General features: G+C 55.5%; 23 protein-coding genes and 1 pseudogene. 18 read left to right on the forward strand and 6 right to left on the reverse strand.

The window, feature by feature from the left end; translation table 11 throughout:
• Positions 1-163 precede the first annotated feature (163 nt).
• On the reverse strand, positions 164-3592 hold the full coding sequence (locus PQQ51_RS32430) for a DEAD/DEAH box helicase (protein WP_408501284.1): 3429 nt from the start codon (positions 3590-3592) through the stop codon (positions 164-166).
• Positions 3593-3947: 355 nt separating this feature from the next.
• On the opposite strand from PQQ51_RS32430, the gene PQQ51_RS32435 reads away from it, so the two are divergent.
• From PQQ51_RS32435 to PQQ51_RS32515, 17 genes and pseudogenes are all read left to right on the forward strand, one after another.
• Positions 3948-4955 (forward strand): DUF2167 domain-containing protein, encoded by a 1008-nt coding sequence (locus tag PQQ51_RS32435; RefSeq protein ID WP_408501285.1) that lies wholly within the window; start codon positions 3948-3950, stop codon positions 4953-4955.
• A gap of 10 nt (positions 4956-4965) precedes the next feature.
• Positions 4966-5694, forward strand: coding sequence for a site-2 protease family protein (locus PQQ51_RS32440; RefSeq protein ID WP_408501286.1), 729 nt, complete (start codon positions 4966-4968; stop codon positions 5692-5694).
• Between the two features lie 488 nt (positions 5695-6182).
• On the forward strand, positions 6183-7754 hold the full coding sequence (locus tag PQQ51_RS32445) for an OmpA family protein (protein WP_408501287.1): 1572 nt from the start codon (positions 6183-6185) through the stop codon (positions 7752-7754).
• 18 nt (positions 7755-7772) lie between these two features.
• Complete coding sequence (locus tag PQQ51_RS32450; protein ID WP_408501288.1) at positions 7773-9314, forward strand: hypothetical protein; 1542 nt, start codon at positions 7773-7775, stop codon at positions 9312-9314.
• Positions 9315-9326: 12 nt separating this feature from the next.
• Complete coding sequence (locus tag PQQ51_RS32455) at positions 9327-10172, forward strand: hypothetical protein (RefSeq protein WP_408501289.1); 846 nt, start codon at positions 9327-9329, stop codon at positions 10170-10172.
• A gap of 10 nt (positions 10173-10182) precedes the next feature.
• Complete coding sequence (locus PQQ51_RS32460) at positions 10183-10386, forward strand: ATP-binding cassette domain-containing protein (protein WP_408501290.1); 204 nt, start codon at positions 10183-10185, stop codon at positions 10384-10386.
• A pseudogene (locus PQQ51_RS32465) lies at positions 10335-10618 on the forward strand (ABC transporter ATP-binding protein); the annotation flags it as partial. The gene PQQ51_RS32460 and the pseudogene PQQ51_RS32465, both read left to right, overlap by 52 nt.
• 194 nt (positions 10619-10812) lie before the next feature.
• Positions 10813-13026 carry a DUF6531 domain-containing protein gene (locus PQQ51_RS32470; RefSeq protein WP_408501291.1) on the forward strand — a complete coding sequence of 738 codons (2214 nt, stop codon included), beginning with the start codon at positions 10813-10815 and terminating at the stop codon, positions 13024-13026.
• Positions 13027-13155: 129 nt separating this feature from the next.
• The gene (locus PQQ51_RS32475) at positions 13156-13443 is read left to right on the forward strand and encodes a hypothetical protein (RefSeq protein WP_408501292.1); all 288 of its coding nucleotides are present in this window, start codon (positions 13156-13158) and stop codon (positions 13441-13443) included.
• A gap of 130 nt (positions 13444-13573) precedes the next feature.
• Positions 13574-13852 (forward strand): hypothetical protein, encoded by a 279-nt coding sequence (locus PQQ51_RS32480; RefSeq protein WP_408501293.1) that lies wholly within the window; start codon positions 13574-13576, stop codon positions 13850-13852.
• Between the two features lie 280 nt (positions 13853-14132).
• Complete coding sequence (locus PQQ51_RS32485) at positions 14133-14408, forward strand: hypothetical protein (RefSeq protein ID WP_408501294.1); 276 nt, start codon at positions 14133-14135, stop codon at positions 14406-14408.
• A gap of 223 nt (positions 14409-14631) precedes the next feature.
• A complete protein-coding gene (locus PQQ51_RS32490; RefSeq protein WP_408501295.1) occupies positions 14632-14919 on the forward strand; it encodes a hypothetical protein in 288 nt (95 codons plus the stop codon).
• 21 nt (positions 14920-14940) lie between these two features.
• Positions 14941-15201 carry a hypothetical protein gene (locus PQQ51_RS32495; RefSeq protein ID WP_408501296.1) on the forward strand — a complete coding sequence of 87 codons (261 nt, stop codon included), beginning with the start codon at positions 14941-14943 and terminating at the stop codon, positions 15199-15201.
• Positions 15202-15357: 156 nt separating this feature from the next.
• A complete protein-coding gene (locus PQQ51_RS32500; protein WP_408501297.1) occupies positions 15358-15633 on the forward strand; it encodes a hypothetical protein in 276 nt (91 codons plus the stop codon).
• A gap of 29 nt (positions 15634-15662) precedes the next feature.
• A complete protein-coding gene (locus PQQ51_RS32505) occupies positions 15663-16580 on the forward strand; it encodes a glycoside hydrolase family protein (RefSeq protein WP_408501298.1) in 918 nt (305 codons plus the stop codon).
• Positions 16581-16596: 16 nt separating this feature from the next.
• A complete protein-coding gene (locus PQQ51_RS32510; protein ID WP_408501299.1) occupies positions 16597-17394 on the forward strand; it encodes a lysozyme inhibitor LprI family protein in 798 nt (265 codons plus the stop codon).
• Positions 17395-17422: 28 nt separating this feature from the next.
• Positions 17423-17701, forward strand: coding sequence for a PAAR domain-containing protein (locus PQQ51_RS32515; protein ID WP_408501300.1), 279 nt, complete (start codon positions 17423-17425; stop codon positions 17699-17701).
• Between the two features lie 1109 nt (positions 17702-18810).
• On the opposite strand, the gene PQQ51_RS32520 is transcribed toward PQQ51_RS32515, so the two are convergent.
• The 5 genes from PQQ51_RS32520 to PQQ51_RS32540 form a co-directional block, all read right to left on the reverse strand.
• A complete protein-coding gene (locus PQQ51_RS32520) occupies positions 18811-19560 on the reverse strand; it encodes a response regulator (protein WP_408501301.1) in 750 nt (249 codons plus the stop codon).
• A gap of 209 nt (positions 19561-19769) precedes the next feature.
• Positions 19770-21632, reverse strand: a complete 1863-nt coding sequence (locus PQQ51_RS32525) for a hybrid sensor histidine kinase/response regulator (RefSeq protein ID WP_408501302.1) — start codon at positions 21630-21632, stop codon at positions 19770-19772.
• A gap of 286 nt (positions 21633-21918) precedes the next feature.
• On the reverse strand, positions 21919-22392 hold the full coding sequence (locus PQQ51_RS32530; RefSeq protein WP_408501303.1) for a hypothetical protein: 474 nt from the start codon (positions 22390-22392) through the stop codon (positions 21919-21921).
• Between the two features lie 1026 nt (positions 22393-23418).
• A complete protein-coding gene (locus tag PQQ51_RS32535) occupies positions 23419-24543 on the reverse strand; it encodes an AbiTii domain-containing protein (protein ID WP_408501304.1) in 1125 nt (374 codons plus the stop codon).
• Positions 24544-24771: 228 nt separating this feature from the next.
• Entirely contained in the window at positions 24772-25275 is a 504-nt protein-coding gene (locus PQQ51_RS32540; RefSeq protein WP_408501306.1) for a deaminase, read from the reverse strand.
• Between the two features lie 28 nt (positions 25276-25303).
• Here PQQ51_RS32540 and PQQ51_RS32545 point away from each other — a divergent pair, with 28 nt between their 5' ends.
• Positions 25304-26059 (forward strand): dCTP deaminase domain-containing protein, encoded by a 756-nt coding sequence (locus tag PQQ51_RS32545; RefSeq protein WP_408501305.1) that lies wholly within the window; start codon positions 25304-25306, stop codon positions 26057-26059.
• The last annotated feature ends 45 nt before the right edge of the window (positions 26060-26104 follow it).

The following is a 26104-nucleotide window of genomic DNA, read 5'->3' on the forward strand; positions in this document are numbered from 1 at the left end:
AAGCACGCATGCGTTGAGTGGGGAGGCGACATTCGGGGCGGGTGGTTGATGAATGGCCGGTTAGCTGTCTTCAACTGACTCCCCTGGCCCGTGTATCAATGACTGAAATGGCCGAATACCTGCCTCAATCAACCAAAATCATCACCCACGCAGCGCGCACACCCTAGCGTGACTTCCCCTGCAAAACCCTCTCCCGCCCCCCACCACCCAAAACCCGCCCAACCCACCGCTCCCCCGAAATCGGCACCCCAAGCCTCTCCAACGCTTCCCCAAAATACTTCCTCTCCCCCCACAACGAAGCATCGCCCACCACAAACACCCGATGCTGCGCCCGCGTTACCGCGACATTCAAAAGATTCGGCTTAGCCGCAGCCCAATCCGCCGACCCAGCATGATCATGATCAGCACCAAGCACAAACACCACCACACTTTCCTCTTTCCCCTGGAAAGTATGCACAGTACCAATCCGCTCCTCACACCACCGCCGAAAATTCTTCTTTGACGGCGGCTGCACATCAGCCAAACCTCTCCAATCAAGCGCTTGCAATCGCGCCAGAAGATTCCGCTTAACCGCCTTAAACGGCGAGATAACATACATCGCGGGAAGCTCACCAGACTTCGCATAGAGTCGCGCAATCATCGATACGACAACATCAATCTGTGCCGGCACAACCTGTTTCTCCGACGTCTTTCCTCGCACATCGACCCACGCGCTATCCCCGAGTCCGAGACGATCGTCAGGCGGCAAATGGGAAACAAGCCCATACACCATCTTGTCGTGATAAGCGATCCGGTTCGCGATAGGGAACATCGGATAAACACAACGTCGATGCACTCTTAGCGGACTCCCAATCCACAACGGATCTTCTCCGTCGACCGCAACATAAGTGCCGTATGGATTAGCATCGTCCGCGAGACGTTGCACCGACACTTTCGCAGGAGAGCACCCGCCATCCGCCGTATGAGGCGAAAGATTCGCCAACGCGGTGATCAACCTGGCGGGCACCGTGAACACCGGTTCGATTTGCAGCGGATCGCCCACCACCATCGCGCGGCGAGCACGCCACAGCGCACCAACGGCCGCTTGGGGCACAGCCTGGCCGGCTTCGTCGATGAACAGCCAGCCGATCGAGCCCGGACCCATTCCGCGGAACTGCCGCGCGAACGAAGCAAACGTAGTGGAGACGACCGGTACGACCATGAACAGACTTTGCCAAATCAACGCGGCGTCGGTCGCATGTTCCGGTCGCTTACCGTCGATCATTTTTCCGATCGCAAACAGGTTGCCGCCAAAACCTGCGCCGCCTGTTTTAGCAACTTCGGCGAGCCACGCTTCATGCAGACCCAGCGCGGTCACGAACAACTTCGAGCGCAAACCCGCCAACTCTACGTCTTGCCAAAAACCGTCGCGCTGAACGTCGTCTGTTTCGATTGCTTCCAGCGGACCCGGCAAATCGGTATCACCGAATCGCTGTCGATAGTCGGCGAGATGCGCCTGATTTTTATGCCACGTAATCTGCGCGTCGGACAACGCGGTTTTAGCGAGTTCAACCCGTGATGCCGCATGCTTTAAAGTTTTTTCCGCGGCAGTCGCCGCTGCACGGAATTGGCTATGTTGCCGTCGCGTATCGATCTGCGCACGCGCGTTCTGCGCAACTTGATTCGCGTGCTGACACGCAGCTTCCGTGCGGAACAGCTTGGCAAGAGCCCCCGGACGCGCACGGTCAAGAAGGCGCTCTTCCTCCTTCAGGTCCGCGAGCAACGCTTCCACGTTTTTCAGCGCGACATCATTCTGCGCCTTCGTGACTACCATCTGCTGTACGGCGCGCTCGGCTTCAGTCAACGCGTCCGCAGTGAGGCGAGTGAACTGCTCAACCGATACGCCGGACCACGTGGCGTGCAATTCGCCGTAACTCAAGCGTTCGCTGATTGCAGTCTGCACGGCTGCGTCAGCATCGAGAAACGCGCGTCGCGCGGACTCATAAGTCGGTCCCGAGTACTGCTTGATCCAATCCCAAACAGCGTGTGGATCGTCCCGACCGCCCTTTTCATCCTCCTTGCGCTTGTCTTCAAAGAACCGCTCGTGGAAACGCCGCTGGTTCTTCCTGTTGCCGAGCGCGCACGAAATCAAACCCCACGGTACGTCCTGTGGCGGGAGTTTTGTAAAACGCTTCTTCCCCGTTTGCGCAGCTACCTTGTGCGCGATCGGCTGGAGATACCGCACTCCCTGCCACGCATCGCCCAATTGTTTGCGCTTCGGCAAATCGCGGGAAATGTTTTCGACCGCTGCGTTATTCGATGAAACCACCACCATTTCGAATCCCGTCAGTTCGGGGCGCAGGCGATGAACGTATGCCTGATTTCCATCCGTAAAGGGGACTTTGATCTTCGCGCCAGTGAACGCATCGGCTGCATTCTTCAACGCAGCTAATTGCCGGGCACGCCGCACGACGTTCTCGGAGATCATGTCTCGCAGCAACGTTGTTTTGCCGGTTCCGGGCGGTCCATTGACGGAGAATAAGCCCTCCTTTTTCAATAAGTCGAAAGCGGTATTGATCGCGAACTGTTGCATCAGGCTCATCTTTCGCGATGAGTCTTCAGGCCAATGGCCCACATTCATTTTCGCTGGATGCAAAGCCTGAACAATGGCTGCGCGGCCTGAATCGCTGTACAGATCGATGCGCCGCTGCGGATCCCCCGGCGACAAGTACCCACGTAAGGTGGCCGGCAACTCGCCCTGTCGAGCGGATGCCATGCATTGTTCGATGTCACCGATATAGAAGCTATTGAGGATATCGATGGTCGGCTCATCGGCGGCGATGTCGTCTTCATCTTCGTCTTCCTCGTCGTTCGAGTCGGAGGCAATAGATGAATCCACTGGCGACGATGCCGTAGCCGTCGTCTGCGTTTCCTGTGTGGGCCGTTTGCTTTCTTTCTTCTCCCTCGTGACGATTTCCAGCAGCGCTACAGGCAAATCCGCCGAAAGCTCAAAACCAGACCAGGCAACGAGCAACTCCCGCAAATCCAACAATTCCTCGCCCGTCATCGGCATGGACTTCAACGAGTCCTCCGAATCAGATCGACTTCTTAGTCGCTCGAATTCGTAGTTGAATAGCAGGTCGGACAGTCTCTGCCGCGCAGTGTTGAACGCGGACTCGCTCAGCGCGTCCAGTCCCAATTTCGATGCTGTTCCCAGCGCCCAGGGCACAGTGGACACAGAGAGTGGATCGAACGTAGGTTGCCCCTGGGCGCTCAGATTGACTTTGGCAATACACGATCGCCCGTCGAGCTGTGTGCGCTCATCATCCTCGATCGCGTTCGTCTCGCCGCTTGCGGGCAGCGTGTTAGCAAACTTCGCAATTGCCTGTTTTTCGAAGATACCGATATACAGCCTGAAGCAGACAAGTTCGCGCCCCTCAGGCACTTTGACCTGCAACGGGGAAGGAGCGCCCGAGGCAAGATCGGCCGGCAGCAACCATTTGAGCGCGTCCTCGTCAGCCGTGTCGAACACTTGCTGCAAATCGAATGGGATGAAGAATTCGACTTTGTGCCAGTAGTCGAGAACATCGTGAAAGCGCTGAGATTCGTCCATGCCGATTTCTGTTTCCGTTTGCCGCAAATAGCTTTCTATCATATGCCCCCAGGAGAAACAAAATCTATCTCTTGCCAGCGGATTAGCTTGCAATATGTCAGTTTTTTATGACTATGCGATATGGATTAACTTGTGCCATGCAGGAATTCCGAGTGTTATCGCGTTAGCAAACGTTTGTTCTTCAGGAAAGGTGCGCCGGAGAGTCATATTTTAAGAATCGCGACTCAGATACCGCCAATCGACGCGCAGGTAAATTCCTAAAGACTTGCATGCCGGTTGCCGTTACACAGCGATCGCCTGAGAATGCGGCTCTGTACAAGAAACATCTTTCAAAACAGAAAAACCGACAATAACGATGAAAGCGCTAACCCAATTCCTCCTTTGCCTGTGCTGTATTGCAATGACCACAACGGGCTTCGCTCAAACGGAAGCGGCCAAGGCAGAACTCAAGGCCGCGGTGGACGAAGCTAATACGTCGCTGATCCACGGGCCCAGCAAAATCGCGCTTCTCGACGAGGCCAGTTTCGCTCTGCCGGCAAATCGGGGTTTCGTGCCTGCGGCGGCGGCCATCCGTTACCTGCGCGCGCTCGGCAACAACGTCACGGAAAAGTCGCTTATTGGAATCATCGTGCCGCTGACCGACGAGGCCGGATGGATGACGGTCGTTACTTTCGAGAAAGCGGGCTATGTTAAAGACGACGACGCGCGGGACTGGAATGCCGACGATCTTCTGAAGAACCTTCGCGATGGGACCGAGCAGTCCAATGCGTCGCGCAAGAGCCGGGGATTGCCTGAGCTGGAAGTAACCGGGTGGGCCGAGCCGCCGAAATACGATGCAACGACGCATCGTCTCGTCTGGTCAGCTATCGTGCGAGACAAGGCACAGCGTGCGGCCTCGCCGAACGCTGTCAACTATCGAACGCTTGTGCTTGGGCGAAACGGTTATCTTTCGCTAACGATGGCGACACAACTTTCGGCGTTGGCGGCGAATAAGCCGGCAACTGACGCTTTGGTCGCCGATATCGCCTTCCTCGACGGTAAGCGATACGCAGATTTCAATTCGAGTACCGATCATGTCGCGGAATACGGACTGGCCGCGTTAGTTGCCGGCGTCGCCGTGAAGAAGCTCGGCTTGTTTGCGATTATCGCGGCGTTCGCGGCAAAGTTCTTCAAAGTGGGATTGGTCGCGTTCCTCGCATTTGGCGCGTCGATCAGGCGGTTTTTCAAGCGTAAGCCCAAGACTGGTCAGCCGGTAGCGGCTAGTTCGGCAGCGCTTGAGCCTCTCGCCGAGACGCCGCCCGTTGCGCCGCCTCCGGCGGACGACGCAACGTCGCCGAAAGCGGGAACGGACGAGTACCGCTGAGCGATCCATCGTGACGAAACTGCTGATTCTGCTGCTGGGCGGACTAAAGCTCGGCAAGGTTCTGACCACGACCGGCACGATGTTGCTGTCGATTGCGGTCTATGCGATCTTTTATGGCTGGCGGTTCGCCGCGGGATTCGTGCTGTTGCTGTTCATACACGAAGGCGGACACTACGTAGCCGCGCGGCAACGCGGACTTGACGTTGGACTACCCACCTTTGTCCCGTTTGTCGGTGCGTGGATTCAGATGAAAGCCATGCCGCACGATGCGGAAACGGAAGCGTATGTCGGTCTCGCGGGGCCATTCACGGGGACGCTGGGTGCGCTTGTCTGCTACTTTCTCGCGCGCCACTTCGATAGCACCTGGCTGCTGGCGTTGTCGTATTCCGGCTTCTTTTTGAACCTGTTCAATATGATCCCGCTGTCGCCATTCGATGGCGGGCGCATCACGGCCGTACTCTCGCCGCGAATCTGGTTCGCGGGTGTTCCCGTGCTTGTTGGGCTATTTGCGTGGCATCCGAGTCCGCTGCTGATCGTCATGGCCATCCTTGCGATGCCGCAACTCAAGCGTGCATGGCATTACGATCCGACTAGTCCGGAGAACGTTCGATACTACGGGATTGCGCCGTCGGTGAAGGTCACGTACGCGTTCTATTATCTGGCGCTGCTGGCGTTTCTCTCGATGATGACGTTTGGTGTTCACGACATGCTGGGGTTGGTGCGTAGTGGGATGGGTTGACGTGCATTGCATTTTTTTGCACTTCACCGACCTGAATACATTTCTGAAAAGCTGAAAGGCCTGAAAAATTTCATAGTCTCAATGACATATGCCGAGGCGAGGGTGCTCGCCCTTTCAAATCACGGCCTCATCTGCGGCTGCCTTTTCCCCCGATAACCCGCCGCTTTTCTGAAGCAAGACAATACTTATTACTCCAGCTCCATCCCCATTCCCGACTTCAATAAGTCAAAAATATTCCTAAAGTTGACCAAGCCCCTGCCGATATCGATATGTGAGTGCTTGTTTTCAACATCAGCACCACGCGCCGCTACAAGCGCCGGCGCAATTAAAAAATAAACTGACCGAGGGGCTTCTCAGTGAGAGGAATAGGAAAAGCGAGGCCGCTTTGGCTCGCCACAATTACCGTTTTTGCATTATCCGGATGTGCCAATCCAGGCGGTTTCCAGCAGACCAACGGAGCGCCCGCGGATCCCGACAAGGCCGGGGACTTGAATATATTCGAGAGTACGTTTGCAAATCCCGATCCCTGCGAGAACAGCAATCGAAACATTGGTATCGCGGTCGGGGTGGGGCTCGGTGCTGTTCTAGGCGCAGTGATTGCCAAAAAGAACAAAGTTGCAGTCGCGGCTATCGCTGGCGCCGCAGGTGGCCTGGCAGGCGGCCTCATCGGACATGCAGTCGACAGCCGACGCTGCGCTTTGTCCAGGATTGCAGCAAAGCACGACCTCACCTACACAGCAACTGCGCTGGAGGTACGCGCTTCCGATACAGGCAAGACCGAGGAGGTCGGCAGTTCTTTCGCGATCGTCGACACCGCGCGACACACTCAGTTCGAAACCGGATCCGCCGAATTGACGCCAGATGCAGCGATCTACTTTGCTGAGATTGCCGAACAATATCGCACGTCCAGCCGCGTGGCCGACGCGTCAAGTGCGAGCGACAAGGCTGCTGCAGCTCAAGCGAAAATCTTGCTTATCGGCCACACAGACGACACGGGCAGCTCAGAGCTGAACGCGGACCTGTCAGAGCGTCGCGCCCGCGCTGTAGCGCGCCTATTTGCAAACCACGGCATTGCACCGGAAAACGTGTTCTATCAGGGCGCCGGTGAAACGCTGCCTATTGCTGATAATCATACGGAACAGGGGCGTTCGGCTAACCGTCGAGTCGAGATTGTCGACCTCACGGGTGCCAGGCCCGACATCCTGCAAAGCTACGCAAGCAGTCGAGTACCGAAATACCAGTACTACCGGGCGGTGACTGCTCAGTCCAGTCAGGCAGCGGAAGGCGCGATGCCCGCAAAGTCTGGCAGTCCGGCTAACAAAGCGGCGCGTCGAACGGCTTCGAAAGATCGCACGGCAACTGAGACCGCTGTGGCAGGCGTTTCGCCCGCGCACGCCGCATCAGTCTCCGGTTCAAAAAACACGGCCGCTACATCGAGCTCAACATCCGCTACACCGGTTGCTTCCGCTCGTACCCCTCAATCCGAAGGCATCGATTTTGGATGGCAAGAGGCGCTTCCTGCGACGCTCGGTCTTCGATTTGCAGCAGCACCGGCATCGCCCTCGACGCTCTCGTTTCTCTCTTCGGCAGTAGCCGATGAGGCGCCTGTGGCGAAGAGCTGCATGAACGACCGGCCGCGTGTTTCACGGGCGTTGAAGTCCGTGGCCGATGACCGGGCAGTCCCTGTGCGCGACCACTTGCCGAATCTGTATGGAAGCAGTTGGGGCGCGTCGCTGAATGGACAGTACCTGGCGCTAAAAGACGTATCGGTTCTTCGAAACGGCGCCACGGCGGGTGCCAAGCCGACGCTGCTCGTATGGAAAGACTATGAACATAACGCTGGACTGAACGGGTCACCGCAGATCACGTTGTCTCCGGACGTGAATGCTTATGCGGTAAATGGCGGCGTTCTGTATCGGGTCTTCGTAAACAACAGCGGCGTGTTCGACTGCGCGGACATCATTTTCTCCAACGGCAAGGCGACATCCGGTGAGCTCGTTCGTCGCAAGAGCAGTCAGTATTTCACGGTGAATTACGTGCCCGTGATTGCACGCACCTAACAAGAGGCTATAACGAACATGATGGATTTTATTCAGGCTAATTTGGGCCCTGCTATCTGGTGCGTCGTCGCGGTACTGCTTGCGGTGGGTGCATTTTCTTTTCGGTCGACGCTTGAGTTCTGGTTGAACCACTGGAAGTACACGTTTCCTTTGCTTGGGAAAACCGCGCGTCTGTCGCGCCACGGCATACACGGCAAGGACGGATGGACCGATTCCGAGCGCACGCTGTGCGGTGATTACAACAAGTTCATCTCTTACCTGTCGAAAGCGGAGTTCAGCAAGCGCAATGAATATCTCGCGAAGTCGGACGACAGTGGACGCTCGCCGACGCCGTTGTGGCTTCTAACGCTGCTGAGTGTGCTCGTGATTGCAGAGGGTCTCGGGTTCTCGTATTTGCTCGGTAGCTGGATGGCGCGCGATGGCAGCGCAAATACGCATACGTTGCTGATGGTAGCCATCGTGTTCGTGCTGTGCGTGATCATGGTGTTTCTGACGCACGTCGCCGGGCATCAGTTGTATCGTTCGAATCTGGTTGCACGATGCCGGAAACAGTGGAAGCAAGATAAATCACAGGAGCGCTTTTCGAGCCGAAAGGTCAAACTCGACGATGATCAGTCAGTCGACGATCGCGAGCCGGACTACACGCAAGTTGCAAACCGCGTCGGTACGAGCCATAGCTATTTCATGGTCGCTTTAACGGTCGCCGTCATTCTTGTGATTGCAGGAACGTCGACCTGGATGCGCTGGAGCAATCTCAACGCGGAGCAGACGCGCGAAGCGATGGGCGTGAGCCAGGGCGCCGATGCCGGCAATCCATTCGCGACTACCAACGCGATGCCGGCCGAACTCGTCGCCGGTCAGAAAGCCGCGGACGACCGCGCGAAAGCAGAAGAATCGTCGTCGACGCGAAGCGAAGGCGCGGCGGCCTTCATCACGCTGGCTGTGATTTTCGTTGTTACCCAGATTGTGGGGATTTTTGGTGGCTTCGCTTGGGGTTTCGGCGGTCGGGAGAGTTTGGCAGCATGGAAGACGACCAAAGGCTTCAAGACCTTCGAGGACTACAACAACTACTACGCGCCGTTTCGAGCCATCGCGCAATCGCAGCTGGAGAATCTACAGAAGCAGATGGCTGAGAACGCGGATATTTCGGGCAAGACGTTCTCGAAGACCTTCAGAGACTACGTGCTCGAGCACCGCAATTTCACGGACCTGGAAAGCGGCCTGATTCGCCCGACCGCCGAATCCGCTGATATCGGCGTACGGACGCCACCAGCGACCGCGCAGCAAACTGCACCCGAACGCGGCGCGACCGATACGCCCGTAAAAATAGTCGCGGCACCGTCAAAACCGTCTGACGAAGTATTGACGAGCTCGGCTATCGACGAGCTCGTCGCGAAGGTCGAGGCCGAGTCTGACGTGGCACGCAAGAAGGAACTGATATACGGCCTCGATGAATCGGTGCGAGCCGAAGTGGTCAATGCGATCAGGCTCCGTAAAGAGCGTGCTGAGAAAGCGAAGCTCGCGCTTGAGTCCGAACTGGACGATCTCTTTAAGGCTTGATCGGAAGCAATGATGAAACATCTTATCCGTGTAGCGGTGGCAGCGTGTGCGACCGCGACCGCTGTGTCGGCACATGCCGGCGTCACGAACGATATTCCGAGTTGTTACGCCGCCAATCACATCAAGCCGGCGACAAGCAACGCCGACCACGAGCTTTTTATCGCAATCGATCAGACGACGGTCTTCGACGATAAATTGCAGGCCCAGATCGCGGAGATGGCCGGGAAGGCGATCCGGCCCGCAGGCGCTTACACGCTGTTCGATTTCTCGGCTTTCTCGCAAGGACACTACACGGAGGTTGTGACGCGCGGTGTCATCGAGTCGCCGATACCTGAGAAGCTGCGCGACGATATCAGTGAACGCGCGTTGCGCAGCTTCGACGCGTGTATGGCGGGGCAGTCCGGCTATGCGAAGAAGGCGTTGCTTGCGTCGATTGCGCGGGTGGAGTCGGTAGCCACGAACGATCTGGCGAAGTCGGATATTTTAGCGGCGCTAAAGAACATCAGCGATAAGGTTCGGGCTTCGCCGGCATCCGATAAGGTTGTGCTGATTGCGTCGGATATGCTTGAGAACAGCTCGGTGTCGAGCTTCTATTCACACAACGCCGTCCGCCGTATCGACCCTCAGGTGGAGATGAAGAAAGCGACGACGGCGGGGCTGATCGGCGACTTCGGCGGCGCGCGAATATACGTGATTGGCGCGGGTCTGCTATCCGGAGATGCGAAGGTCAAGAACGTCTACCGGGATCCGCAGACGATGAGCGCGTTGAAACAGTTCTGGACGCTTTACTTCGAGCGGTCGAATGCGTCGATTGGGGAGTTTGGGGCGCCGGCGCTGCTTGGGACGTTGGGTTATTGAGCGGTAGCATGTGTGGACGCGGTGCTGCTATTTTTTATTTAGCTTCGGGCTTACGGATCTTGCGACTGCGTTCCTTCAACTATTGAACTGCTATGTCGAAGGAAACGAACTACATGTGGTGATCGGACCGAATGGCGCGGGCAAGACGACGCTATTCGACATGAGCAGCAATTGGCTATCGCGCGGGCGCTGGTGTCGGAGCCGAAGGTGCTGATTCTCGATGAACCGACAGAGGGTATTCAACCGTCGATCATCAAGGACATCGCGCGTGGATTAAACCGGCTGAAGAAGGAACGCAATTTCGCGTTAATCGTTTCGGAGCAGGTGCTGTCGTTCACGATGGAAATTGCAGATCGGTTTTCGATTATCGAGAAGGGCGCTTCGTGCATAGTGCGCCGGCTGAAAATGTGGATGCGGATCGGACTATGCAGTACCTGACTATTTGACGGGCGCGGAGTGTTGTCGCATCTACGCGCGGTATCTGACGTGCGTGTACGTGTGATCCTACGCACTACGTCAGGGCTGTTGGAAAGACGGTTGAGAAAGCGAAAAGAAGCCACGGTTTTGGGAATTTTCGGATTCCGCGTTCATTGCTGTCCCCTTAGGGTACTTGTTCTTCAGACAAGTACAACCAAGAGGGATGACAGTGAAAGAGTACCGATCTCGTGGAGGGACAACGGGCTTTGCGTTCCGTTTGCTAGCTGCGTTCGTGCTGCTCGTGGTCGCGCTTGGGGCAAGTGCGGACGATTGCTTCACGCTCTACTCAAAATCCGGTGCAACGCCGGGTTCAAAGACTTGCAAGCTTGACGTAGTTAGCAATACTCCTGGTGGTATGGGGAACTACGCCTGCATTAACGACGTGGCTCTGATCGACCAGTGGTGCAACGCAACCGAATCCCCGCCTGACGAATCCTGCCCAGTTGCGGATCCTGTATTTCCAGCAAACGGAAACGTCATGGTTTCCGAATCTGACTTTGCTAGCGGCGACACATCTCCACTCGTCTTTAACCGTACTTATCTCTCGAAGCCCTACGACAAAACGCAGACGGCGATGGGCGGCTACTGGATCAACAACTGGCAGCGACGACTTGATCTGACATCGGTTAATGCAAGTACGCCGAAAATCATTGCATATAGAGGTCATGGTGTACCGCTGATATTCAAGCGGATAGGCGGACGGTGGGCTGTGCCCGGCACGTCCGGTCTTTCGCTAACTAACGCGAGCGACGGATATTTCTACCTGAAAAACGAACTGCTCGGTACGACAGAAGCCTACTCGGATATCAGCGGCAAGTTCTATTCCGAAACAACCCGTACGGGTGTACTTCGCAAAGCGATATATGACGGGAAGCAGCGGCTGTCGGTGATCGTTCAGTGGCCCGTCGACAACGTCGTAACAGGCACAGCGATATCAGTTAGCCTGGTGTACGACAGCAGCGATCGTATCGTTGGCGCCGTCGATCCTTTGGGAATGGCCACATACTATGCGTACGACAAAAATGGCAATCTTGCTTCCGTAACCGCACCCTATGGTTACGTCCGTCAGTATCTGTACGAAGATGCCCGCTTTCCCAACGCATTGACAGGCATAAAAGACGAATCCGGTTCGCGCGTCGCAACGTGGACCTACGATTCCAGCGGACGTGCGGTCTCGGTTACCCATCCCGACACGACACGAAATGTCTCGCTGAGCTACCTTTCCGGAACGACGAAGCTCAGCGACATGTCCGGTGTCAGCACATACGCATTCGATGTCGGAGACACGGTGCGTCCTCGCTCAATCGGTACGCCCGGCGGCACGGTATCGCGGACATGGGATACAGCAGGGAACCTGAAGCAGCGGCAGACGCCCGACGGCGGTGTTCAGTACACGTGGGACAACGTCAACCGGCCAACGAAAGCAGTTGCGACTGTCGCCGGCAAGAAGACGGTAACGACGATCGAATACAGCGACGGCAGTTCGTTGCGGCCGCATCTGGTCGCTACGCCTGGCAAAATCCGCGCGTTCGTTTATGACGTGCGAGGCAACGCTACGGGATACGCGGAGCTTCAAACGACTGACCTGACTGGCGAACAGGGGATGCAGGCGGTCGGCACGGGCAGCAAGCTGACAGTCGGCGCTACTTACGACGGGGCAAACCGTCTGCTGTCTGCGACGGTCGTTCAGGATGGGCAGAAGCTTGAAGATTGGACTTATACCTACGACACAAGAGGCAACATCGCGACGACGAGCGATGCCGTGTCGGGGTGGGCAATGCGAACACTCGAGCGTAATGCCGCGAATCGTGCGACACGGATAGCAGGTAATAGCGGTCAGGCAGGCATCGCGTACGACGAACGCGGTCGTGTCAAGTCGTTCCAGTACAACGAGCCGGCAAGTTCGGTAAATGGTGGGGTTTCTCGTGTCCTCGCGGTCGACTATCAGTACGCTGCGAATGGCGCGGTGTTGTCGCATTCAGCAAAGGTTTCGACGAACGGCGCGTGGTGGAAGCCGATCACCGATGCTGAACTGGGCGTGTGGCTGACCAACTGGGAGTTGGGTAATGATCCGGTTGCGCCGTCGTCTGCGCTCACGGGGATCAACGTTGATACCCAGGCCTTTGTGCCTGATATCTGCGTTGAATGCTATGTGGCGTGGAAAGCCAAGTTGACGGCGAAGCTTTTTGGTAGTGAACTGGGGGAACCGCTTCCGGAGTGGGGTGAAACGACGGAGTTGATGCTGGGCGATCAGGCGCAGGTTCCGTATCCCGCGCTTGTACCGGATCTGACTGGGGCTGCGAAGAGGGCGATGCTTTATGGGGCTCTTTTTGGAGGAAGTCAGAGTAACGGTGGGATGGTTAAGTGCGGGGGGTAGGGAGGCTCACGAAAACAAATGTTTTTCGCAGTATGAGTTCGACCAGGATGTATGCACAACACTTGCCGGACCACGGAACAGGCGGTTTCTCGCGCTGTGCAGAGAGACAGCATTTAATAGATATCAAACATGCTTGGGGTATTGATGGTCAATCATCCAAAGTATTCTGTAGTTCTGACCTACGATGAAGAACTGCAACAGTTGATCGCTTACACCGTTGATCCAAACGTGCTTGCAGAGCTGGTAGCAGAGAGAATGGGTGTGGTACTGGCCGACGAACACGATTTCAAGCTCGACGACGAGTTTGCGCGACAGCTTGGAGTTGGGATGCTTAATACAATTGCATTAGGCCAGCCGGGTATCAAGCAATACATGAGTGTTACTCAGGACCCGATTGACAAACCATCTGAAGATTAACTTACAAAAGACGAGCGGCGCTACAGGCTGATGTTGGTCTTTGCTCTGGGGGCCGCAATGCTTCGAACGCCAAAGAGGTTTGAAGGATCGATCACGCAACCAAGATTATTAACGATGTCGAAGGGTATGAATGGCTATTGATGCGCCGCGTTCTGTGGTCCTGACTTACGATCAGGACAGTCAGAGATTGAATGTGCAACTAGTTGAACCGGCTGAGCTTGCTTCGATTCTGGTGGGGAAGTTCACGGTTCCGATCCTGCTAGACGAACATGAATTCACGCTCGACGACGAGTTCGCGCGGCGTCTTGGGGTCGCAATGCTCAATGCGGTTGCGCTGGGTCAGCCGGAAATCAAGAGATATATGACCGAGATTACACAGCACTCCATCGACAAGCCTTCGGAAGAATAAGTCGGAGAGGCGAGTTGGGCTGTACGCAAGTGAACGGTCATTGCTCGGCGGACAGGAGTTGCGCAGAGACCCGGAGACGTTCGACACCAGGATCTATCGCGACCACTCGACGACGACGCGGGCTGCGAGACGCCAAGGATTCATAGTGCAAGTAAGTGATGCAGAATGAAATCACTATGCCCGTGTGCATAAAGGCGACCCGTATTTTTTGGCATGAGACGTTAGCCCTGTGCAGACTGAATGGTTTCAGAAACGACTGCAGTACATGGAGGAGATATTGATGGCTAAACATCCACCGTATTCCGTGGTTCTAACCTACATCGAAGAGCGTCAAGAGCTTGCCTTGCAGGCGATTGATCGAGCCAAATTGGCTCCGATCGTGGCCGGCACGCTCGAGGCGCCGATTTTGCTGGACGAGCACAACTTTAGACTTGACGACGCGTTCGCGCGGCGGCTTGGCGCCGCGATGCTTAGTCTGATTGCACTGGGACAGCCGGACATCATGCAATACATGAGCGTTACGCAGGATCCCATCGATCCGCCGTCAGAAGAGTAATCGGCGAGGAAACCCAGCATCGTGATCGAACAACGCTCAGATTGTTGCAAAGGCTTGGCCGGCCAGCAGTTGCCATGCGCGGTGGCTTCTACCTGCGGACTCCGTTGCCGCGGGAACGACCAGAAGGTTTGGAATTCGCAGGGCATGCTAACGGGCGACAGATGAGGCCGCAAGCTGTGCAAACAGCTTGCATTCAAAATTATCAACAGCGTAGAGTTTATCGATGGCCAAGTATCCACCACGTTCCGTGGTTGTAACCTACGACGAGGACAGTCAGCAACTGATTTTGCAACTAGCCGACCCGATGAAGTTGGCGCCGCTGTTGGCCGGAACGCTTAAAGCACCTATCCTGCTAGACGAATTCGATTTCAAACTCAACGATGAATTCGCGCGTCGATTTGGGGGAGGTGTGCTCAATCTTATAGCTCTGGGTCAGCCGGATATCAATCAATACATGACGGTCACGCAGCACCCAATCGACCAACCATCGGAAGAACGCAATCCTAATTGATAAATACTGCAGAGGGTATTGATGGCCATGCATACGCCGTATTCCTTGATTGTGACCTATGCCGAAGATCGCCAACAATTGATCGTGCAAGCAGTTGACCCAGTCAAGGTGACTTCGATCATTGCCGGAAAACTCGAAATGCCGATCTTGCTGGAAGCATTCGACTTCAGGCTTGATGACGAATTCGCACGTCGGCTCGGGGTTGCAATGCTCAACCTGATTGCGTTGGGGCAGCCCAATATTGAGCAGTACATGAACGTTACTCAACAGCCGATCGAATAGATTTCGTTGAGGCAGGCTCGTAGGGCACAAGAAGAGCGACTTGAATCTATCGCCCGAAATGGTTAGCTGCATTTCCCCCATTTCTGGTGTCAACATTTAAGCGTGGCAGCCACGATGACAGGTAATCCAAGATTATTAACGGTGTCGAGGGTATGAATGGCTATTGATACGCCGCGTTCTGTGGTCCTGACTTACGATCAGGACAGTCAGAGATTGAATGTGCAGCTAGTTGAACCGGCTGAGCTTGCTCCGATTCTGGTGGGGAAGTTCACGGTTCCGATCCTGCTTGACGAATATGAATTCACGCTCGACGACGAGTTTGCGCGGCGTCTTGGGGTCGCAATGCTCAATGCGGTTGCGCTGGGTCAGCCGGAAATCAAGAGATATATGACGGTTACACCGGACCCCATCGATAGACCGAGAGAAGGGTAATTGGCGAATGGTCTGTTCTGTCAGTTGCATTGATCGTCGCGATAGCACCAGGCATCGTGATCAAGTGCGAGCCGTTCTATTGCCAGACGGACATGATCGCCATTCACCACACCACGACGGACGGCCGCCAGTTCATCACAATTTATGGCGAAGTCGATCCTCATTCGATCACGGTCAAAGTGGGCGACACCGTCAATCAGGGGGATCTGCTTGCAAAGAGCGGTGTGTTGATGAAAGCGGGAAATATTCCGCTGAGCGTTGTGAACGGCCACAACGTTTCCATGCTCCACTTCGAAGCCTATTCCGGCGCAGCGGGTTTCAATGCCACTTCGAAATTGAACGGTAGCGTGCTGCCCGCACCTTTCCATCGGCGCGCCGATCTGATGGATTCGCTGACGATCCTGCAGGAGGGCTATCACGCAACCTTCCTCGATGCGCTGCCCCTGCCGCCGGTGGGCGATCGGATTCCGATTGCGCAATTGCACGCTTCGTCGGCGGGGAAGAGCTTTATTCAAACGTGGGAAGGAGTGAAATACGACCACACCAAACAGAACACTTTCTACTACGACGACAATAAGGGCTATTGCACGGTCGGCTGGGGCCATTTGATCGACAAGAAAAGTTGTACGACCTTGGGATTCACGCCACTGGTCAGCAAGATATCCTTGGCGGAAGCTCAGGCCTATTTCGAGCAGGACGTGCTGGTGCACGAGGCGTATGTGAAGGAGACGATTTCCGTGCCTCTCTATCAGTACGAGTTCGATGCGCTTCTTTCGCTCGCCTTCAACGTCGGTCACATCTCAAAGATTGCGCCGAAGTTCTGCAGCAAATTGAACGCGCAGGACTACATCGGCGCGCCCGTTGAGTTTCTGGACATGGAAAATGCGACGCGCAGACAGAGCGAACACAACCTGTTCTGCAATAATATCTACGACGCTAGCCATTAACGAGTTGAGAAAACAAATGATCGGGAAGATTTTTAGATTGACGGTAGCGGCTGCATTGCTTGCTCACTCCTTCGGAGCGTTTGCGGATAATGCTTATCGGCTGGTGGGTGTAACGCGGGTATACAGCACGAGTCCTTCCGCGGCCCCGGATCTGGAATTGCCGGTGAACCCCGCGTTTTCGAGTGTGCTGACGCGCAGGGCGGATTCCTTCTCGCTGAATTACGACGGCACCACGCCTGAAGAATGCAGCGTCAAGGTACAGAAACAGAGTCCATTTTCGTTCGATTCCGCGCCGCTCGGTAATGCTGATAAGTTGAACACATTCCTTCAGGCGACATTCCACACCAGTTCGAATGACTGGACGACGATGTATCTGTTGCAGGACGTGACCGCGCCGAATTGCGCCGCGTTGCGCTTTGCGAAGATCTATGCCTCGAAATCCGAACTCTTTCTGCTGAAAGAGCCGTTCTTGTATATGTTCAGGCTCCAGGAGCATCCGTTTAAGGACGCGAACAAGGGCTTTGATTGCGGATTGGCAAAAAGCAATGTCGAACACCTGATTTGCGGCGATCCGAAGTTGAAGAAACTGGACGCTCAGGTGAGTTATGGATACGTGCTTTTGCAGAGAAAGTACTCGAAGGAAATCTCGTACCAGGACCCGGTGAGAATCGGTCAGATCGATTGGGTAGTCAATGTCCGGAACAAATGCACGACGGCGGATTGTCTGGCGAAGGCCTATTCGTCGCGCGTTAATTATATAAAAACGAAGGTGTCTGACAGTTACCCGTCGTATCCGGAAGAAGAGAACGACTGAAGCGGAATTCCTCAAAGGAGGCGCGGAAATGGGGCTGAAGATTATCGTTGTTGGTGATTCGACCTCGCATGGGGGAAGGGTCACGACGGGTTCGGAGATACATACTATCGGCGGCAAGCCGATCGCCCGACTCAACGATCTGGTCGATTGTCCGGAGAAGTATCCGGATGGGCGCGCGCATGGTGTCAACAAGATCGTGGAGGCGCATCCGACTTTCACGATCGGCGGCGAGCGGGTGGCGCTGCATGGTCACCATACCGAATGCGGTTGTACGCTGATCGGTAGTACGGCTTCGGAAGTGGAGTGAGCGGCTTGCTTCGGGTTTGCTCTTCATCGAAGTCGCGCTGCGTTGCTCTGAACGACGGTTGCGGATTCGATCTTGTTGTCTCCGCAGTCAATTTTCTCCGGCGATGGTCATGTCGCTATGCCTGGATGTGACTCAATCACGAAGTCGATGGCGCGATTGGCAAAATCCGCAATGCGTGAGACTCACGAGCTATCGGATGTTTACTTCTGAAGTCGACCGCAGATCAATCGATTGACTGCCTGACGGATGATTGCCCATAGCTGACGTTGAAACGACCTCAGTTCCACGTCAGCTACATGGCATATCGCGACACAGCTCCCAGACTAACTACCCTGATAGATATCGCACGACAAACCCACCACGCACGGTTGACCGTCTCGGCCTTTACCGTAGCCATTCCGTCCACCCGGCAGGGCACCATAATCCCCCGTACTATCGCCGTCGGTTGCATGGTCGCGCGGGTCAGATCGTTGTTAGCTCCCTCCAAAAAAGACGTTGCATTGTGGATCCACCCGGCACGGTCTGACATGTTTTGCACCGCTTTGTACCTGTGTGTCGGGCGTACCGCCGTATGCTTCCATCCCCGCGCTTGAGTCAGGGGCTTGTGTTGCGGCATTCTCCTGCGGGGCGGGTTGAGAGGCTTGCGGTGTGTCTTGCGAATGCGCAACGCCAGCCACGACAAACAGCACGACAGTGGATGCGACTATCAGTGGTGATTTCATGTTGGTTCCTTTATTTACGTTGATTTTTCCATTCATGCGATCCGTTATTCGCGCGCGCTGAGCTCGATATCGACGGGCATCGAAGCGTGTCGCGCGCGACATCACGACATCACGAAGGCCAACCGCTGCGGGTACATTCGACGAATGCCGCCGCAGCGTTGCTGCCATACTCATTTTTGGTCAGGTGAAAGGCCGTGCGCAACGCACATGCGTAGGCGGTGGACAGCAATCGTCGGCGAAAGATGTATGCACCGTCGTCGTCCGATTTTGGTGGCATGTCAGATACGAGCGTCCGACGACACCGCTTCCCGAACTATCCAGGTGCAGCGCGAACGCATGCCCCGTCGCCGTATCGAATGCGATCGATCGAAAGCACGCAGGCTGAAGTCAGTCGGTTGATTGTGGCCCAGCATCCGGCAGGTTTCGGTCAAGCGCCGGATCCGTAACCGGCGGGACGCCGAGCTTGATCCCGCTATTCGCCAGCATGACGATGAGTTCCGTACGGCGTCGCAGATTGAAATGCGCAAGCAGATGACTGACGTATTTCCGCACCGTAATGTCCTCGAGCCCCATTCTCAGCGCAATGGCCTTGGACGGAAGTCCGCGCACCAGCCACGCCAAAGTTTCGAACTCTCTCGGCGTGAGTCCCAGCTCGAATGCATTGCTCGTTTCCGACTTAACGCGCGGCTGTCTATCCTCTCGCCCATTTGCAGCAGCCTTGTCAGCGTCCATATCACGACTGAGGCTGGCGATGCTCGAGGCCGGCAGGAACACGCCCCCGGCGAGCACCGCGCTTATCGCCGCACGAAGCGCCTCAGGCGGCGACGATTTGGGCACGTATCCCATCGCGCGAAGTTGGATGCATCGACTGATGGTTTCCACTCGCTCATCGGCCGATATCACGATCACCGGTAGCGACGGTCGCGACTCTTTCAATTCGGCAAGCGCGCTGAAACCGTTGCCATCGGGCAGGTCGAGATCGAGAAAAACGATGTTCAGGAGTTCGCCAAGCGCATGATTCACCCCCTGCGACAATGTGCTCGCGTGCAGCAACTCGACGTTCGGAAAAAGCTCCGTCAGCAGAAGCGCCAATCCGGCTCTGAACAGTTCATGGTCGTCGACGATCAGTACGCGCATCCCATCGTCTCCCAGAACTGTCTTCGAGCCGAGCTGCGGTTAGACCGCGGAGGAGGGTTAAATCGGTAGTGACCGTCCGCTGTCATCAGATCAAATAGTACACAGCGGCGGCTGATCTATAAGGCGTCGCCTGAAAAGTGGCGGTTTTCACCCATCATTAGACGAATCAGGCGTACCCAAAGGACCACATCCGCTCGGGACGCTTTCCGTCACTGATTGTTCGCGAGATCGAGATTCATCTTCCGCTGGGCGGCCACGTACCGGCTGATCTCCGCCAGCAGGTTTTTGGGGGCGGAAGACTTGCGCAATAGTACGCACGGTTCGGGGAAGTCGCGAAGGACGCGATCGGACAGCAGCTCGCCAGTGATGAAGGCGACCGGAATCACGCCTGCCCACGCGAAATGGCGCCTGATTCGATTGGCGACCTCCTTGCCGGCGGCTCCGTCGCGCAGACGGATATCGGCGACGATGAGATCGGGAATGCGGCTGTCATCGGCGAGGATGGCTTCGAATCCTGCCATCGACTCGGCGGCGTACACAAGCGCGCCCGCGCTTGAGAAAAGACGCCGCAGGCCTTCGAGGACGGTAGGTTCGTCGTCGCACAGGAGCATGAACGTGCCGGTGAGATCGGGCGTGTAGACGTCGCCATCCTGAGCATGTGCGCCGACGGCCGGCGTGGATGCCGAAACCGTCGCGTAAAGGGAAAAGCGCGATCCGCGCCCTTCCACGGAGGCGAAACTCATGCTGTGTCCAGGCAGAATATGGATCGCCCGATGCACAATCGAGAGCCCCAGTCCCAGCCCTTTCGAACGGTCGCGCCCCGGATTGTTGATCTGATAGTACTCGGAGAAGATCGCGTCCCGATGGGCGGGCGCAATGCCGATGCCGGTATCCCTTACATCGACGCGCACCCGTTCATTCAGCCGCACCCAGCCAAGCACCACGCCGCCCGACGACGTGTTCTTGATCGCGTTCGAGACGAGATTGGATACGGACCGCTTGAACAGCGATCGGTCGGTCTCGATGGACGGCGGGTACCGTCGCCGCCCCGCGATTCTTAGATCGATGCCACGCAATCGGGCCGTCTCCCGGTATTGCTCGAAGACTTCGGTCATTAGGCCGTGGGTATCGACCGGTACGACATGGGGAACATATGAGCCCAGCTCGCTGTAGTCCTGAATGTCCTTGAACATGTCGAGGATGTCGGACGCGGTCTCTTCGATGACATCGAGCTCGCGATCCACGGCGTATCCGTCCCTGATCCTCGTCCGGGCGCTTCGAATGAAAAGGTTGATGGCGGCGAGCGGCTGCTGGATGTCGTGATACGCCGATGAAAAGAATCGCTCTTTCTCCCTGACGAGTTCTTGCATGCGTCTGTTCTGTTCGTAGACCGCGCGCGACGCCGCTTCGACGCGCGCCTTGGCCGCGCGCAACGTGCGCCGGTACATGAATTCGCGCCTCGCGGCACGTTCCAGCGGGATACTGAGCAGCACGCCGACGACAGACATGAGCGGCACCATCGTGGCGTGCGCCGCCACCGACTCCACGCGCAGCTCGACACTCCCGCCGACGGGTTTGAAATAAAGCATGATCAGATAACTGACGACGCATATTCCGATTAGCCAGGCCGCCGTGATCACGCGAAGCCGGAAGGCCATGAATATCACGAAAAGGGAAAACATCAACACCGGATAGACTTCCCGCCAGCCAAGGTCGCCCGGATAGAACTGCAGCATTCGCAGCGCGGCGAACCAGCAACTGATCGTCCAGACACTGAGCAGCCCGACGGCCCAACGTTCATCGAGTGCGCGCGGGGTCCAGAACAGCACGGGAATCGTCATTCCGATCGCGCCGGCGACTCTCAGGAGAATCAGTTCGGTGTGGTGCAGATGAGCGGGATCGAGTACGTTTAACCGGCAGAAGTCGCGGATGGAAAATACGACCCACAACGCGGTGAAGATTGCGATGGCGAGTCTCCGCTGTCCGAAGAAGCGTCGCGCGTAGTCCCACCGGAACGCGCGCTCCTGAGCCGCGGAGCTGAACCTGCGCACCCTGAGGCCCGACGATCTCATGACGACGCTCGATCAGGAAATTCGCCGCTTGCGGGGAGGGCAGCGTGCAATTCAATCAGGATAGCAGGGGGATATTCAAAGTTGTAGGTACAAATGTAGTGGTGTGGATGCGGTTGGTGGGGCAGGGGTGGCTACGTTTTTCTGGATTTGAGCGGGTTGGACGTTTGGACGTGTTTCGGTTTAGACGATGCCTGCCCACATCTGGTTGTGGTGCTTGCTCATGGTCGTGACTGAGGGCAGGCATCGTGCAAATATGAACGACCGAAGTCGCTCACCTTCCTGATGGTTAGTGCTGCGTGGGAATCGACTGTTGGGTAGCTTCTGCTGCTACGCTCGTCGCGGGTTTGGTTGACGTTTGTTTGCGCGTACCGGGCTTCGTGGTTGCCGATGTTTCTGTCGTTGCTATTTGTGATGCCTCAGCAAGAAGGCGCGCTGCACGGTTCGCGGTGATGCGGCTTTGAGGGATGCCCTTCGCATCGAGTGCGATCACCTGGTACAGCTCGCGGTCACACTCGAGATCTCGCTGATATTGCTCCGCTGTGTCGACAAGCAATTCAAGCATGGTCTGCTGACGTCGTCTTTCGTCACTCGTGATGGCAGGATTCCTACACATTGAGGACGCAAGTGTGATCAGTGTGTTGAGTTGGCTCAACTGGCGGTTGCAGAGATCGAAGGTCTGTAAGGCCAGCTTCTCGTATTGGAGCGCGTCGACTGGCGGGCGTGATGCGGGGTGAGTTTGTTTTGTAGGTTTGCTGCTCATGGTGCGACCTCCCTGGTACTTCCTGGATCGCCCGACACTCGCTTGCTTGGGAAGTGGGTGAGCGGGCACGAAGCGAGTTTGAGAGACCGGGATAGAAACGGACCGGCGAGCCTCACGGCTCCCTCGCGACGACCCGCCCATTGACAAACGGACGTGCAGCAGCAGACGCACCCCCGCCTGAGCGGGGCTGCGGTTTCTATCAACGGGCTCTCACACCCGGCCGTCGCTGTTTTGATGGCACGAGAATTATAAAGCAGTCGCCATTGAATCTTTCAACTGCGCAGGCTAAGTGGTAAATTTTGGCTGATTGGATAAGGCGTGAGCTACCTTGAGCGAAATACTCGCGAGCGTGGAGTGCCGCGTGAGAGCTTGCATTTGGTTGCTGCGCGGATCGTAGCGACATCGTCGAAGCTCGATTCTCTTTTGTCTATCACTGCGTGCCGACCGTGGGGATCGTCTATAGTGATCGTTCGCGGTTGCGCGGTGTCGCCGGTGAATGCGTGCTTCAGGGGATTTCCACGTAGAGCAGAGTACGGCCGACGCTGTTGAAAAGTTGCTGCGTGACGTTTCCAATCCATCGACGAAAAAATCGACCGCTCAGATCGGCCTTCAGGCCGCTCGCGAACATCGGTTAATGATAAGAAGACCTCTCCAAACCCTGAGATCAAGACAGTTAGCGACTTTTCAACAACATCGGCCAGAAGCAATCGGTCGACGTACAGACTTGGATCGTTGACAATTGCTTGCCGTGCCTGTCAGTCAACGACCACGCGCGAACATAAGGAGATGTGCGAGGGGTGAATTGGTCAATGCTAAACAGGCGCTGCACCGGGAGCAGATCGCCTTCTGTGTTACATGGGACCCTGATGGAGTTCATGTAATCTGGCGGCACGGGACTGTTATCAAGGGCAAACAATCGCGATAGTCTTGGCCTTGACGAAGTAATCGTTGTCCCGAAGGGGCATACCAGATCAGTTACGGAAGCCAAGCTGCTTGGTTGGAGCAAGCTTCTGACTCCGGCACACCTTAGGTGAGAAGCGCCGTAACAGCAGCAGTAATACCCGACGCGACAAGATTGCCCGTCGTCCCCTCGCATACCGTCCTCAGCGACGTGAGGGCCACACGCAGCTTGCCTTCGTTCGGCGTAGGACAATGGGACTCGCGGTCAATCTCGTTGAGAATTTCACTGGCTTTGGCTGCCATTTCACTTGGTAAGCCTGAAAGCGCGGACTTTGCTTGGCTCACCAGATCAAATACGCGGTCTACGGATAGAGAGCCATGCACGGTCTGATTATTTGTCACGGTCGCATTGTCGGTTACGTTTCCGACTACTCCTGCATTCTGGATGAAGAATTGTTGGCTCACAGGTTTTGCCTCTTGCTTTTCGTTGAGCGTGAAAGACATGTTTTCCCCCAATACACCAGCTTGTTCAAGTCTGAGACTCCAATCCAAAACTAGGTTCCTCACGGCGTCGAAAATGCCCTCAAGCTGACCCTTGGTTACACGGATGGCAAACTTTGTCTGCTCCTGAAATAGTTTTTGGAGAATTTGCTGCTGCTCGTAAGCGAAATTCAGGAAAGCATGGCCAGCATCTCCAACGAGGATGGACTCCATTGATCCCAGAGACTGGCCCACTCGACCTTCAGAACAGATTCTTTGAAACTGCGCGTCGGGAAACTGGACGTGCATCCAGAAACCATTGAATGGGTTGAATGCTCGGCATTCCCCCGTTAGTATTCTGTAGCTAGGCAAATTAGAAAGGTTGTCGTATCCATTGAGTTCTTGGTCGATCCATTCGGAGGCGTCCGTCAATCCGAGCTTTACCGCAACCAGCTTTGCAGTACGGACAAGTTGAAGCACCGAGGTATCTCGGCTTATAGCTAACTTTTGCAGTTCGATAACGAGCGGAAACGGCATATGGGCGCGAAGGTTGTCTAGGGTATACCCATGGGGGTGTAGAAACTCATTATATCTGGGCACCCACGTGTTAAGGCGTGCAGGCACGCCAAAATCGAACTGACTCGATCGCGTTGTCGGATTGCAGTCGGGCTGTTCGGTCCCATATGGGTTATGGCCTCGTCCGGACATAAAAAATCCGTTCCCGAAGTTGGTCGTTGCATGACCAGAAGCTTGAAGATCGCCCATCGTCATATACAGGTCGAAGTGTGACGCTCGAAGTTGTTTTGTCGGAACGCTAGTCAGGTTGGGAGAGACTTACAAGGTCTTGCAAGCTGGCGCATTTTCACGTTAATCATCCAATCACGAAAAATCTACTCGAAATAGCTATTCGCGCGATCGCAGCAATAGTTCGGCAACCTATTTGCGTCCCGCTTCACTCTGCATAGAACTGACGCGCCCTGTAACGAAACGAATGGCCTTTCATTTAATTTGAGGTTCCTCATCTAACCTGAGATATCTGACAACCACCCCACCGTCACGCAGAATTCGTAACGCAGCGCGCTGAGAAGGCAACCACCTTTTTTCACCCGCAAATCCACCAAGAAATACGGCTCTTTTAATTCCGGAGAACAAAATCGCCCGCGCGCAATCACTGCACGGAAACCGGGTGCAATAAATTGTCGCATTTGAAAGTTGCGTGCGACTTCGAAGCGCTTTGAATATCGCAGCGCGCTCTGCATGCTCGATGAAATGATAGCGGTCGACATCACTGACCTGCCGGACCCCTGTGTCAAAGAGGTCGCGGAATATTGGTGGTAACACATTTGCTGACCGTGCAATTTCGCCTTCCCGATCAGCGATGACCGAGCCAACTGCCGACTGCGGTACAATTTTCGCCTTTGGATCGTCTGTGGCGGAACGTTCGGCAAGAGCTTCGCGCATGTAGTGCCGGTCAGCTTCCGTTTGGCTTGTGAAAGTAGCTATTTTTAACCTCTATCAAAGGATTGCGCGGATGCTGCTCACGAAAGCCGATATTGCAAACAATAAAATAGTCTACGCGCCAACGTCGAACGGGCAACGCGAAACTACATACGACGCTACCGTCGGCGAAATCATCTACGGCGGCACAGTCATAAAAGACGACGAGTTTACCTTAGCTAGTCGAGGCGTGGTCTGGGTCGTCTCGGAAGAGGAGTTCCATCTGCCAGAGGATGTTACCGGGCTGGCAACGTTGAAGACTACTTGGACTCACGATGGCGTGCTTGCGCTGAACGTCGGTGTGATTGACCCAGGTTGGCAAGGTCCCGTTGCTACCGCCCTTGTCAACTTCGGAAAGAACGATGTTCTAGTAAAAAAGGGCAAGCCGTTCTTCCGCATCCTGTTTCACGAACATGCCGTCACAGGCGCAGCACCGAAACCTTATCCCAAGCAAGAATACGTCGAAGATATTGTCCGTAAATCCCGATCGTTCTCACCGGAATTTCTAAATATGAACTCCCTCGCGGATGAGGTTTCCACGAAAATCTTGAAGTTACCGCGATGGGCCTACCTCCTAACGATCATTGCTATCGTGATTTCGGTTTTAGCGATCTATATGCCGATATCGTGGAGTGTAGGAACAGAACACTATCTTGGCCAAGCTCGCATCGAAAACTTGGAAAAAGAGATTCAAGACCTCAAACAGAGACAAGAAGAACTGAAGAACAAAGAAGATGCTCGCGCGACAAGACAGGCACCCATTGACCATAAAAAGGCGAGCAACGGGTAACCAAAAATATTCCTAAAGTTAACCAAACCGTTGCCGTGATCGATA

Source organism: Paraburkholderia xenovorans (assembly GCF_046030735.1).
Lineage (GTDB): Bacteria > Pseudomonadota > Gammaproteobacteria > Burkholderiales > Burkholderiaceae > Paraburkholderia > Paraburkholderia xenovorans_A.